Below are 13,248 nucleotides of genomic sequence, written 5' to 3' on the forward strand. Positions count from 1 at the left end.
CCGTTTATTTCATTAGTAAATACGGCGGCCACTTATTCACTCCGTGGCCGCAGGCTAATAAGTTAGTGGTAGAGCGCGTCATTCCAAGAGATAGTTACGGCTCGGCTAGTCTCTGTCCATTGACTGCTATCACGATTTTTCTTCCAGGTATTTTCTGGGGTGGTATACCAGCTACACCAGTCACGACCAAAGTAGTAATTGGTTTTTCGCCAACCTGCAACCAGCTTGACTTCTGACGTATCTAGGCCATCTTGAATATCATTTTTTCGATATACAACACCGACTTGCGGTTTAAAGTCAGAGCGCATCACGACAGGTAATTCGCTATAGTCAATTAGGTTGCCCATGTCACAGCTGGTCCAACGGTACAATAACCAGTCTTTAGGTGGAGTATTGTGGCGGATAGTCTGGTTTTCGATAAGCCAATTAATGCTCTCATTGGTCTGATCAAAATCAGCCACCGTCTGAAATTCTGGTTGATCGTAAGTTACGCGGTTGCTCCAGGAGATACCACCGCTAATATTTGGAGAATCAGAAGCACTGAAGCCAAGATTAAAGTCCAAAGACTCACTGACAGATGCTGTTGCAATAGTGTTTTCTGGAGCATGGCTCATATGACGTAAAGGGGCACCATTTAAATAACTCAGTGCCAGTTTAAAGGCGGTTGGGATTGTGTAACGGTAGTCTCCACCGGTGGCAAAACCATAGATCTGCTCTTTATTCGGCACATTAGTCATGTCGAAACCAGAACCTCCGTTTAGAAGCAACTTGGCTTCCTTAGCTCCATTCGGCAGCAAAGATTGATTCCAGACATTTTCTAAGGAGTAAATTAAGCGGATTTTCTTCGAGCGTGCATCGCTATCATCGAGCTGTAGCAAGGTCGAAGTGTAAGCTTTTAATGTATCTTCAGCATGTGCTGGAGCTAGAGAACCAAGTAATGCGAGCGCGATAATACTCGCGGAAAGATGCTGTTTTTCCATTGTTGTTTCCTATTAGTCAGCTCATAAAGGTTATTATTGGTTTTTAACAATAACTCTATGGGTGTTTTATAATTATGGACTGGTTATTAATTGGTGCTCAATAATTGAGCGGTGAAATATTGCATCTTGTTTTTTAATAAAAAAAGGAAAAGTATAGATTCGTGGGATTAATGTCTCATAGTTTTTAAATTCATTACTCAACTATAATAAATAAGAATTTGGTTATTAAGTTTTACCTTTTTAAGTTATTGCTTAATTTTTATCTTCTAATGTTATGTTTAAAATTCCTTATTGATAGAAGTGAGGTTTATAAGTATTAACCATGTTATTGTTGAGGTTTCTGTTATGCCAAATTAAGTAAAGTGTCGTTATGTGGTCATTACGGCTTCCTGAATTTAATTTAAATTAAAACAGTAGGTTATGTTTGTTTTATTATTAGTTATTTCGAGCTTCATGTAATAGTTGGGTGACAAAGCTTGTCAATGAAGTTGTCATATTCGTGTATGAGGTTATATGTGCTTTTACAACAGAAAAATGAAACTTTACGTTTGAGATGGTAAATATAGGAAAAGAAAGAAATAAGATAATTAAATAATAATTTTTCCGAAAATATTAAATGTAAGGTACTTCTGATTAAACGAATGCTTGAATAAATGATTGAATGTGAAAAGTACTATTTAAGCTACGCTGTCCTATATTCCAGTTAGCATCTTGTTTATATAATGCGTTTTCCAAGTTTAAAACTGGTTCACATACAGCTAATCCCTCACGAGTCATCAGTTTCTTAATTACACATATTGGCACTATGCTCGCCAAGTTACGTGTATTGGTGTCAATGAATAACAGTATCTACGATAGTTCCCTCAGGGTCGGAACTCCCACTATGAATTTCTTTCATGTTCAATGTGAAACAATACCAATATTATTCAACTCGTGAAGCAAGTATAAAAAACGGACTGCTCTGGTGTTAGGCACTGTGACCACCGTTTTTAGTACGAACTGTTCGTCGTGAACGCTGCGTAACCTAACGATTGGGAAAACCAAAAACAAAAATATCCCCATGTACAGAGTTAGGAAAAGTCTGCTTTATCTAAGGAAATAGGATACCAACTCACGATGAATAACGATTTCACATTTGCTATCAAAAGCATTCGCTTTGATGAGAATTACCAACCATCAGACAACACGCGAATCACTACCAACTTTGCTAATCTGGCTCGAGGAAACTACCGCCGAGAGAATCTGCGCAATGCACTCCGAATGATCGACAATCGTTTTAATGCGTTGGCATATTGGGATAACGCGCAAGGTGACCGCTACTCTGTTGAGCTTGAAATCATCTCTGTTGATATGGATATCCAAGGTAGTGGCGAAGCCTTCCCATCGATTGAAGTGCTCAAAACCAACATTGTTGACCACAACACTAACGAGCGCATTGAAGGCATTGTGGGTAACAACTTCTCGTCTTACGTGCGTGATTACGACTTTAGCGTTTTGCTTTTGGACCACAACAAAAACCAGCCCCGTTTCAGCATCCCAGCTAACTTCGGTGATTTGCATGGCAAACTGTTCAAAGCTTTCGTTAATTCTGAGTCTTACAAACAGCATTTCAAAAAGCTGCCTGTGATTTGTTTGAGCGTATCGGACAACAAAGTATACCGACGCACCGAAAATCAACATCCTGTTTTGGGCTTTGAATATCAGCCGAACGAATCTTCGTTGACGGAGCAGTACTTCAAAAAGATGGGCTTACAGGTGCGCTACTTTATGCCACCAAACAGTGTCGCACCATTGGCATTCTATTTCTTCGGTGACTTGCTGAACGATTATTCAAACCTAGAGCTTATCAGTACGATTAGCACGATGGAGACATTCCAGAAGATTTACCGACCTGAGATTTACAATGCCAACGCGGTTGCCGGTAATTGCTACCAGCCAAACCTAAAAAACCTAGACCACTCGCTAACTCAAATCGTTTACGACCGAGAAGAGCGCAGCCAACTGGCGATTGAACAAGGGAAATTTGCCGAGGAGCATTTCATCAAACCTTATCAATCTGTGCTTGAACAATGGTCTGCAAGCTACGCGTAATCGATAACGAGAATCTAGAAAGGAATGACGATGAAAACACTATTACCGACTTCAACGGCTGGCAGCTTGCCGAAACCTTCTTGGCTAGCGGAGCCAGAAAAACTTTGGTCACCGTGGAAACTGCAAGGTGAAGAACTTATTGATGGCAAACGCGATGCGCTACGTGTCGCTTTGCAAGAGCAAGAACTGGCAGGCGTTGATATCGTCAGTGATGGCGAGCAAACTCGCCAACATTTTGTGACGACCTTTATTGAGTATTTAAGCGGCGTAGATTTTGAAAACCGTAAAACGGTGACCATTCGCAACCGCTATGAAGCAAGTGTTCCGACGGTGGTTGGCCCAGTAAGCCGCACAAAGTCCGTGTTTGTTGAAGATGCAAAGTTCTTGCGTCAGCAAACTAAGCAACCGATCAAATGGGCGCTGCCAGGCCCTATGACGATGATCGACACGCTTTATGATGATCATTACGGTAGCCGTGAAAAGCTGGCTTGGGAATTTGCGAAGATCCTCAATCAAGAAGCGAAAGAGCTTGAAGCGGCAGGTGTCGACATTATCCAATTTGATGAGCCTGCGTTCAATGTGTTTTTCGATGATGTGAACGAGTGGGGCATTGCATGTTTAGAGCGTGCGATTGAAGGGCTGAAATGTGAAACGGCGGTGCATATCTGCTATGGCTACGGCATCAAAGCGAACACGGATTGGAAGCAAACGCTAGGCACTGAATGGCGACAATACGAAGAAGTATTTCCGAAATTGCAGCAGTCTAATATCGATATTATCTCGCTCGAATGTCATAACTCACGAGTGCCTATTGAGTTACTTGAGTTGATTCGCGGTAAGAAAGTGATGGTTGGTGCGATTGACGTTGCAACCAACGAAATTGAAACGCCAGAAGAAGTGGCGAATACACTGCGAGAGGCATTGAAATACGTTGATGCCGACAAGCTTTACCCATGTACCAACTGTGGTATGGCGCCTTTGTCTCGTGAAGTATCAACCGCTAAGCTCAATGCGCTAAGTGCGGGAGCGGAGATCATTCGTAAAGAGTTGGTGGGTTGATATTAAGACTTGGGCTCGACACCATAAACTAAAGTTAGGGTCATTCCAGCGAGTTTAAACGAGACTAGGAATCTGATTACAGCTCGCTAGGAAATGGCGATAACTTTCGCACTTCAAAGCACGTGGTTAGTAGATCCTGAATCACGCTCGTCCCTCGCTGTTCAGGATGACGGATGTTGGGAGATACGTTACTCAAATACCCAATTATTTGGTTTGTATCCAAGATTGGGTCATTCCAGCGAGTCTAAACGAGACTAGGAATCGGATTACAACTCACTGGAAAGATGGCTATAACCTTAGAACTTCACAGCACTCGGTGGGTAGATCCTGAATCACGCTCGTTCCTCGCTGTTCAGGATGACGGTTGTTGAGATATACGTTACTCATGTACACAACTATTTGGTTTGTATCCAAAGTTGGGTCATTCCAGCGAGTCTAGGAATCTACTAACAACTCGACGGGAAATGGCGATAACCTCCAAGCTTTACAGCACTCGGTGGGTAGATCCTGAATCACGCTCGTTCCTCGATGTTCAGGATGACCGTTTTAAATAAAAATGCCGCTCGCAGTAAAGTGAGCGGCATAGTTTGTTTTCCGTTTTCCGTTTTCAGCCTCGGCCAAGGCTTAATTCAACTCCACGTTCCTCATCTCAGGATGCTTTAGCAACATCACACGAATCCAGTGATGTACCACCCACATCACCATCGCGGTGAGCAGAACCGCGACGAAAATCGAGCTGAAACGGTACAAGATCGAAAAGAACGCGTCTTTTTGTTCTGGCACCAATGAGGTCGTCAGCGGAACCGATAGGGCAGACATGGCAGAAAACGCGATAGCCGCTTTAATTTGCCCCTTGGTGAGCCACAAGCAGAATGGTCCCATGGCAATGGTAAAGGCGAGCCAAAAGAGTAGCCCATGCCCATACCAACTGCCTAATATAAGCTGAACAGCCATCCCCGCTATGCAGCCTAGTGCGGTGCCGATGATGCGAATTTTTGCCATGGCGAGCGAGCCCGCTAAAGTCATTGGGGTTAGGATGATCAAAATGGAAGCTTGTGCGGATAGCGAGTCATATAAGTCCGCTACTTGGAATACGATAAACGCCGCCATCGCCACTACCCAACCCATGGCAACTTGGCTGATGTAGTCAATATCGCTTTTCACTGGGGTCGACATCTCAATGTGCTCGGCGGGGGATTTTGGCTCCGGGAACAACCAATACGCGAATGCGCAAACAAAAATATTGCTGAACGCCATCACCCACATGTTGACGTTGAACTCTTCAATATCCATGAAGTTATAGCTGGCAAAGTTCAACACAATTGAACCCACCAATAACCCCATGTAACCAAACAAATAGGTTTTCTGGTTCATCATTGCAATGCACTTAAACAGCATCATGATTCCGACGGCAACGGTCATTAATGTTGGATGAAACTGCAAGTATTCCAGCAAAAATGTGGCTTGTATGGTTGTCCACACCGCAGAGAAAAACACGATCAATAAAGCCGAAAGATTAAAGTTGTCCATTCTGCCCAATATAAACAGCGGCATCATGATGGCAAAAAATCCGTAAGACCAACCGAAGACCATGCTTAGCGCAAGCCCTAAAGAGCAGCCGAACCAAATTCGTAAGGTTTTCATTGTCACCGCCTAGTAAATGAAGTGGAACCAGCTTGCGAGGTGAATCTGTGCTTGCGCCATCCACTGCCAGAAAATGCTGTTGTCTGGGTACAAAACAATGGTAGCGCGAGAGCCGACAAACAGTGCTGGTGGTAACTCTTCGCTGCTGGTTAGGTTCACTCGTGTACGCTGCGCATCACGTACCCAGCGGTTGTTCACTTCCACTTTGGTTAGTGCGCCATTAGGCGTTTGTTGTGCGGCTGCTACACCGTAATCGCGGCTAGCTAAATCAAAGTCGTACACCGAACCTGGGTTGGCATCAAATGTGACCAAGGCGTGGAAAGTCTTGTCTACGTTCGCGACGGATTTTTCACGAAAATCAGCGGCTACCCAGAGTGATCCTGTTGGTACAAATGTCAGCAATGGCATGTTGGTGTTTGCCATCGTGCCAACTTCTAGTTGCAGGTTGGTCACGACACCATCACTGGGAGCGAGTACCGCGGTATTTGCCAAATCAAGTTGAGCCTTTTCGATGCCGTTTTTGGCAATTCGAACGGCGGTGCTTTGACCTTTTTGATCGCCTAATTGCGCCTCAATGACTTTTAAGTTTTGTCTTTCCGCTTTAAGCGCTGCACGTGATACCTGATTTTGGGCAAAGGCATTATCGAGTGTCGATTGAGAGATGACTTTCTGCTTCGATAGTGTCAGTAAGCGGGTGTACTCGCGGTGCGCATTATCAAATGTCGCTTGGGCGCGGGCAATATTGGCAAGAGCGGCTTCGCGTTGAGAATACAGCGTTGCTTCTTTTTCATAAGCGGATTGCAGAGACAGCTCCGCCTGTTCAAGTGCTATCTTGTATTTACGATCATCAATCGTAAACAACACATCGCCTTTTTGAACGGACTGGTTATTCTCGATGAGAACGTCGGTCACTTTACCAGATACCTCGGGCGCGACTTGGACAACGTATCCTTGCACTCGTCCTTCGGTCGTTAAGGGGGCGTGGCGGTCAGCAATGATAATGTACAAAAATAGTACGATGAACAGGACAATCAAAGTTCGCATCCAGTGTTTGAATTTTTGGTCAGCCGTCATTACAAGTTCCGTTAAACATATTGGATACCGGATTATAGAGAAGTCACTCACAATTCAGTAGAATGATAATACGAACATAAATGACCTAAAAATAGGACAATGAACGTTAGTTTTGATGATATTTATCTATTCACTCAGACGGTGGTTCACGGTGGTATAAGTGCAGCGGCAGAGGCGAATCAACTACAACGCTCAAAAGTGAGTCGTCGCCTGCAAGAATTAGAGAAATCGCTCGGGGTACAGCTTTTGATCCGCACAACACGCAGCATTGAGTTGACGGAGCACGGGAAACGCTTGTTTGAGTTGGTGGGGCAGCCTATTGACCATATTCAGCAAGGTTTAAATGCCATGCACGAATATCAACAAGAGCTGACGGGCAAGGTGCGTTTAGCCATTCCTTCCGCATTGATGAGCTCTGCCGCGTTTAACGCGATCATCACCGAGTACACAACGCGGTATCCGGAGATTTCGGTCGAGATTGAAAACCATCAAGAGAGTGTCGATCTCAAGCGTCAATCGTTTGATTTACAGCTTCTTCCGAGCGTGGTCAAAGTCACCGATGACAGCTATGTGCAGTTCAGTCTTTTGCCTTATCGTAGTCACTTTGTTGCGTCAAAAGCCTATCTAGAATCGCATCCGCCAGTAAAAACGGTGGAAGATCTTAAGCAGCATCGCCTTTTAACTAATCGTTACAATGCCGATTTGCTCGATTCAGATCTGCATGTGGCGTTGCGCTCGGACGACCTCAACTTGCTGCGCTCGATGGCGATAGCAGGAAACGGCATCGCGTTTATTCCTCAAATTCATTCCAAGCCTGCACTGAGAGACGGTTTGTTGGTCGAGGTTCTGCCTCAATTCGCGCATCCGAAGCAGCATCTTACTCTGATTTATCCCTCGGCCTTATTTCTGCCCAATAAAGTCAAAGCCTTGATTGAACTAATTCGAGAGAAATTTAAATAGTCAGTTCAAACCACTCTTACCTAAGGGCAAAGGTGTGAGCGAAGGTCATCTTTCTAGGTTTTATTGTTCTAACATGAAAGGATTCTGATACATTAACTGTTGTTCAACTTGTTGAGTATGGTTTGTGGTCGCACAAGATAGGAGATGGAAATGTTATCGAAAGGAAACACGGGCCTGATTGTGGTGGATGTTCAGGGCAAACTCGCTACATTAATGCATGAAAGCGACGCACTGATTGAAAATATCACAAAACTGGTAAAGGGCGCCAAAGCACTAGATTTGCCTATTCTGTGGCTAGAACAGAATCCTGAAAGGTTGGGCCCAACCGCGGAGCCGATTCGTGAAGTGCTTGAAAGCACGCATTTACCTATTACCAAGTACACGTTTGATGGCTGTAAAGAGGCGACGTTTAAAGTGGCGGTGGAGAACGCGAAAGTTGATACCTGGTTGGTTTGCGGTATTGAATCCCACATTTGCGTCTATCAAACCGCGGTTTCTCTGCGCCAGTCCGGTTATCGCGTTGAATTAGTCACGGATTGTGTATCTTCCCGAACCGCTGCCAATAAAGCGCTCGCTCTTGCGAAGTTAACCGCTAACGGTGTGGTGCTCACTGGGCTAGAAATGTGTTTGTATGAAATGGTCGAAGATTGCCGAGCACCTGAATTCAAAGAAATTCTGGCGCTCATCAAATAGTGGAATCACTGTAATCAGCAACAACTTTATTTGAACACGCTATTCAAATTCTCGTTGATATCTTGGCAACATCGACTCGTTGCCAAGTAACCCGCCTTGGTGAATGTAAATCACCGTTTTATCTGTGTTCTCTTCCAACCAAGGGGTGAGGCATTGCCACATATACGGGTCGTATAACAGGTCAAATTCGAGGTCGGTTTGTTCAAAGAGAGCTTTCCATGTGATGTAATCTTCTTCGTACAAGCGGCCAAAATGGTGTTTGTTGCGCACGGTTAAAATGGTTGGGTGGCTGTTTTCACCGAGCTGGTAGAACTGCTCAGCTAAGTAATCTGCATCGCCTACGCAAGGGCAAGTTAGCACTTCAATGCCGTGTGGGCTTAAATGTTTATGAAGATATAAAGCGGTCGTGCCGGTGCCTGATGGTAGGGCGACGGTAAACTGCTCTTTACCTCTTAATCGCGTCCAATCAAGAATTTCTCGTGCTAACTGTTTGATGCCAGCTTCAGCGAGGTGGGAACGTCCACCTTCTGGAATAAGCAATGTCGACTCATCTAATCTTCGTACCTGGTGGATGTATTCACTAGGGTGGAGTTCGCTACCGATGTCTTGCATGGCGGTGATTTTCATACCCAAATCGAGAGCGCCGCGATAGTTTCCTATGGGGGAGCTTTTTAGCCAAGATGGAATGTGATGAACATAAAACTCAAATGCCCAACCTTTAATCTGGGCGAGAGCCGCTAGCGAGTACATGGCATTAGATTGAGCGGAGCCAAAGCTTATTAACGTGGTGATGTCGGGATTTTGCTCTTCCATTAACGTCATAAACTTACGTGCTTTGTTCCCAGAAAAGTGGGAGTGGAGCATGTCGTCACGTTTAAGGAAAAATTTGTGCCCATTAAAGCTATGTTGGGTGATAGGACTTTCTGAGAGTTTCATGTCGATGCTGACGGAATAAACCGTGTCACCTTTGCCATTTAAAAAGGGCGCGTAGTGTAACGCCATTAAACCCAGATAAAAAGTCTGTGTTTCAGTACAACCATTTCGGTTATTCCTGATGTTTTGACTCGCACTCACCGGTGCTGTAATACCATTGTAATGGTTTCACTTCTATCCTTTGGTTGCTTTGATTCCATGCTATTCCACCCCATGTCTCGCCTTTCTGCCTCAAGCCACGTACACTACTCAGCTTATTTCCATTCAATCAGAAGGCTTGGTTTTGCAGACTCTAGAACAATTAAAAACAGGACAATTAGTAGGAATTAAACAACTGAAGTTGGCGGAAGGGCTAACTGAGTTCCCTATGGAAATTTTAGAGCTTGCAGACTCGCTTGAAGTGTTAGATTTATCCGGCAACGCACTGTCAGATTTGCCACAAGAACTGGAACAGTTGACCAAACTAAAAATCATCTTTGCGTCCAATAATCAGTTCACTCATTTACCAGAGGTATTGGGCAAGCTGCCAAACCTTGAGATGGTTGGGTTTAAAACCAACAAGATCAAAGTGGTGAGTGAAGCCTCACTACCAAGTCAGTTACGTTGGCTGATCCTGACCGACAACGAGATTGAAACGCTGCCAAACAGTCTGGGTGAAAGGCCGCGCTTAAGAAAGCTTGCACTGGCGGGGAATCGCATCAAACGACTGCCAAGTAGCATGGAAAACTTAGTTAATTTGGAATTGGTTCGTCTCTCTGCGAACCAGCTAGAGCACTTTCCGGATGTGTTGATGAAGCTACCTAAATTGGCATGGTTTGCTTTTGCAGGTAACCCATTCTGCAAACACCCATCTTCGCTAGACAGTGTGCCGAAAGTGACCTCAAACAGTTACTCGCTTAATCATGTTCTCGGCCAAGGAGCAAGTGGCGTGATTTCTCATGCTAACTGGACTGATGCTCAATACGACTTCCCGAGTGAAGTTGCGGTAAAAGTGTTCAAGGGCGAGGTCACAAGTGACGGCTACCCTCATGATGAACTTGAAGCGTGTTTGCAAGCTGGGCATCACAACAATCTAGTGAAATCCATCGCGCAAGTGGATGACGGTAAAGAGCTTGCGTTGGTGATGGAGTTGATTCCTAACAGTTACTACAACTTAGGTTTACCGCCAACGTTGGAAACCTGCACCCGAGATACGTTCCCACAAGGGTTTACGCTGACAGTCGAGCAAATGAATTCTATTGTTGAGCAGATGGTGGACGTATTTTATCACCTACACGACAACAAGGTGTGTCATGGTGATTTGTATGCGCACAATACGTTGGTGAACGAACAAGGCGAGATGATCTTCGGTGACTTTGGCGCGGCGAGCATTTACGGCTATTTATCAGACGAGCAGCAAGCTGCAATCAGAGCCATTGAATCCAGAGCGTTGAAGTACTTTATCGAAGATGTGTTTTCTGTGTGTGAAGCGTCGGAATCGGCATCGCAAGCATTCGAACGACTAGTTGGGCTTGCGGCATAAGATTTCATTCAATCGAATCAGAAAGAGGTATCGAACTGCCCGTTTTGATACTGAGCAAATGAGATACCTCTTGATTGAATCTAGTGCTGAGGAAGTTACTCTGAGCAAGCCTCATGATGCTCTGACGAAAGGTCAATCACTGCCTCACATCCCCCCTCAGGATGTGTATCAATAGTGAATTGCCAGCCATAGCGTCGGCATAAGTCGTCCACAATCATGAGCCCCAAACCATGGCCTTCGGCATCTGGCACGGAAGAGAAGCCTTCGCCTTCATCTCTCACCGACAGTGTGGTATCGGTCATGGTGATATGAATCGTTCCCGCTGACGTGGCTGCAATGCCGTTGCGAATTAAGTTACTCAACGTAATGTTAAGCACTGCAGTGGTCGCTTTGGTTTGCGGATGACCCAATATCTGTACATTAAATTCCAACGACTTTTCATCGGCTTGCGCTTGGCTAAGAGCAACGATGTTGTGAAGCTCTTGCTCTGATATGGTTCGAACGGGGCTGTCGTCTGTGTTGCGTTCATATCGCACCAAACCCAACAAAGCATCAACCATGGTCGACATCTGCAAAGTGGCATCTTGAATACGGCCAATCTGACGTTCTTGAAACGATGTACTTGGACTTCTGGCTAGCAAGCTGCTTGAGCCTTTCATCACTGTGAGCGGTGTTCTCAGTTCATGGCTGGCATATCGTGCAAAAGCTTGTTCTCGTTTAATCACTTGATTGATTTGATGTCGATATTCATTAAGCTGATTTGCGAGCGTTTGGAATTCATTTGCAGAGCCTTCAGGGACAACAAATTTTTGTGTAGTGTCACCTTGATGGCGGTCCAGCTGTGTTTTTAGGGCACTAACAGGTTCAATGAGACGCAGAGAAAGTCTCGATAATAGGCTGCCAAAAATCAAAAGTAACCCGATGACAACCGCCAGCACCATAACGAGAACAAACATAAACTCGTTAGATGTAATTTCTATCTCATCAATCAGAGAGATCAGAATAATAGGGTGTTCCTCTCCATCTTGCGTGTAGGTGCTCATGTAAATCATGCGAGTGTCTGGTTCGTCAGCAACTTCAGCGAGAAAATATTTTTTATTTTGAATAAAGGGTTGATAGAGCTCAGGAACGAGATTGATGTCGTTGTATGCCGTTGTCAGTAAATCGAGTTTGATGATTCCGCTATCAGGATGGTTTCGAAAGTGCTCAATCGCCTCTTTTTTATCGATCATAATGCGTCGTTCACCGACGCGATCTTCCGACCATAATAGCGCTCCGCTAACCAATGCGAAGCATAGCAAGCCAATCACAACCGACACTAGAAGGAAGAAGAGTTCAAGGCGTCCGGTTAAGCTTTGTGTATTGTTAAATAAGCGGCGAATCATGCCCCGGGCTCCAATCGGAAGCCGACTTTTGGAATGGTTTTCAAAACGTGCTCTTTGAATGGTTTGTCGAGCTGCCCACGCAATTGATAAATATGGCTACGCAACACATCGTTATTTGGCTCATCTTCTTGCCACAATCGGAAAGCAATCTCCTCACGTGTGACCACTTCTGGCGCGTTTTTCACCAGCATTTCTAGAATCGTGTACGTGGTTGGATTCAACGCCAACAGCTTATCTTGACGGTAGGCTTGATGCGTTTTTTGATCGATAGACACTTCGCCATACTGGAGTTTGGTTGATGCAACCGTACCGCGGTAGCGTTTAATCAATGCAGTCATGCGTGCTTCAAGAATATCGAGATCAAACGGTTTGGTGAGGTAGTCGTCGGCGCCGTGTTGGAAGCCTTTGAGCATGTCGTCTCGGCTATCAAGTGCTGTCAGCATCAACACCGGAGTGTTATTACCTGCATCGCGTAGCTTGTTGCACAGTGTTAGGCCATCCATGCGCGGCAGCATGAGGTCGAGCAAAATGATGTCAAACGCATTATCCATCGCTAGTTTTAAGCCTAGCTCACCGTTGTCGGCATAATCCAGCTGCATGCCAGCACACTCAAAATAATCAAACAACATTCCCGCTATTTCACGATTATCTTCTACCAAAAGTACACGCTTCATTTATTCTTATCCAATCTCGATAAATTCGAATGTTGATCTTAACGAACATTATTCACTATAGGTGTGAAAAAGTTGTCGACGATGATTTTCTCACCTTTGTGTCGGTTTTCAATGTCTAGCTTGAATACCGTCTTATTATCCAAGTAAATCTACGATCTTTTGTTCATATCTATCAATTTCTCTTGATGTATAAATGGGGTGGATTATTTGATTCTGTTAACTCTATATAAAAC

The 13,248-nt window shown here is 44.7% G+C and carries 11 protein-coding genes; 5 read left to right on the forward strand and 6 right to left on the reverse strand.

The window, feature by feature from the left end:
- Positions 1-62: 62 nt before the first annotated feature.
- Positions 63-980 carry a leukocidin family pore-forming toxin gene (locus MSG33_RS15440; protein WP_053809756.1) on the reverse strand — a complete coding sequence of 306 codons (918 nt, stop codon included), beginning with the start codon at positions 978-980 and terminating at the stop codon, positions 63-65.
- A gap of 1,116 nt (positions 981-2,096) precedes the next feature.
- Here MSG33_RS15440 and MSG33_RS15445 point away from each other — a divergent pair.
- Together MSG33_RS15445 and MSG33_RS15450 are read left to right on the forward strand one after the other, a co-directional pair.
- Complete coding sequence (locus tag MSG33_RS15445; protein ID WP_164666455.1) at positions 2,097-3,071, forward strand: DUF1852 domain-containing protein; 975 nt, start codon at positions 2,097-2,099, stop codon at positions 3,069-3,071.
- Positions 3,072-3,101: 30 nt separating this feature from the next.
- On the forward strand, positions 3,102-4,130 hold the full coding sequence (locus MSG33_RS15450) for a methionine synthase (protein WP_248381402.1): 1,029 nt from the start codon (positions 3,102-3,104) through the stop codon (positions 4,128-4,130).
- A gap of 624 nt (positions 4,131-4,754) precedes the next feature.
- Here the strand turns inward: MSG33_RS15450 and MSG33_RS15455 are convergent.
- Positions 4,755-5,774 (reverse strand): DUF2955 domain-containing protein, encoded by a 1,020-nt coding sequence (locus tag MSG33_RS15455; protein WP_203495791.1) that lies wholly within the window; start codon positions 5,772-5,774, stop codon positions 4,755-4,757.
- Positions 5,775-5,783: 9 nt separating this feature from the next.
- Complete coding sequence (locus tag MSG33_RS15460; RefSeq protein ID WP_031852158.1) at positions 5,784-6,848, reverse strand: HlyD family secretion protein; 1,065 nt, start codon at positions 6,846-6,848, stop codon at positions 5,784-5,786.
- 99 nt (positions 6,849-6,947) lie between these two features.
- Between MSG33_RS15460 and MSG33_RS15465 the strand changes: the two genes are divergently transcribed.
- Positions 6,948-7,808 carry a LysR family transcriptional regulator gene (locus MSG33_RS15465; protein ID WP_005376746.1) on the forward strand — a complete coding sequence of 287 codons (861 nt, stop codon included), beginning with the start codon at positions 6,948-6,950 and terminating at the stop codon, positions 7,806-7,808.
- A gap of 150 nt (positions 7,809-7,958) precedes the next feature.
- A complete protein-coding gene (locus MSG33_RS15470) occupies positions 7,959-8,501 on the forward strand; it encodes a hydrolase (protein WP_005457944.1) in 543 nt (180 codons plus the stop codon).
- 39 nt (positions 8,502-8,540) lie between these two features.
- Here MSG33_RS15470 and MSG33_RS15475 read toward each other — a convergent pair whose 3' ends face one another.
- Positions 8,541-9,437 carry a 1-aminocyclopropane-1-carboxylate deaminase/D-cysteine desulfhydrase gene (locus MSG33_RS15475; RefSeq protein ID WP_046874495.1) on the reverse strand — a complete coding sequence of 299 codons (897 nt, stop codon included), beginning with the start codon at positions 9,435-9,437 and terminating at the stop codon, positions 8,541-8,543.
- A gap of 280 nt (positions 9,438-9,717) precedes the next feature.
- Between MSG33_RS15475 and MSG33_RS15480 the strand changes: the two genes are divergently transcribed.
- Complete coding sequence (locus tag MSG33_RS15480) at positions 9,718-10,956, forward strand: leucine-rich repeat-containing protein kinase family protein (protein ID WP_046874459.1); 1,239 nt, start codon at positions 9,718-9,720, stop codon at positions 10,954-10,956.
- A gap of 95 nt (positions 10,957-11,051) precedes the next feature.
- On the opposite strand, the gene MSG33_RS15485 is transcribed toward MSG33_RS15480, so the two are convergent.
- Positions 11,052-12,341, reverse strand: a complete 1,290-nt coding sequence (locus MSG33_RS15485; protein ID WP_248381403.1) for a HAMP domain-containing sensor histidine kinase — start codon at positions 12,339-12,341, stop codon at positions 11,052-11,054.
- Positions 12,338-13,015: a response regulator transcription factor gene (locus MSG33_RS15490; RefSeq protein WP_048625732.1), complete on the reverse strand. Its 678-nt coding sequence runs from the start codon at positions 13,013-13,015 to the stop codon at positions 12,338-12,340. Before MSG33_RS15490 ends, MSG33_RS15485 begins: the two co-directional genes overlap by 4 nt.
- Positions 13,016-13,248 lie beyond the last annotated feature (233 nt).

Source organism: Vibrio sp. 1CM7H (genome assembly GCF_023161645.1).
Classification (GTDB): domain Bacteria; phylum Pseudomonadota; class Gammaproteobacteria; order Enterobacterales; family Vibrionaceae; genus Vibrio; species Vibrio diabolicus.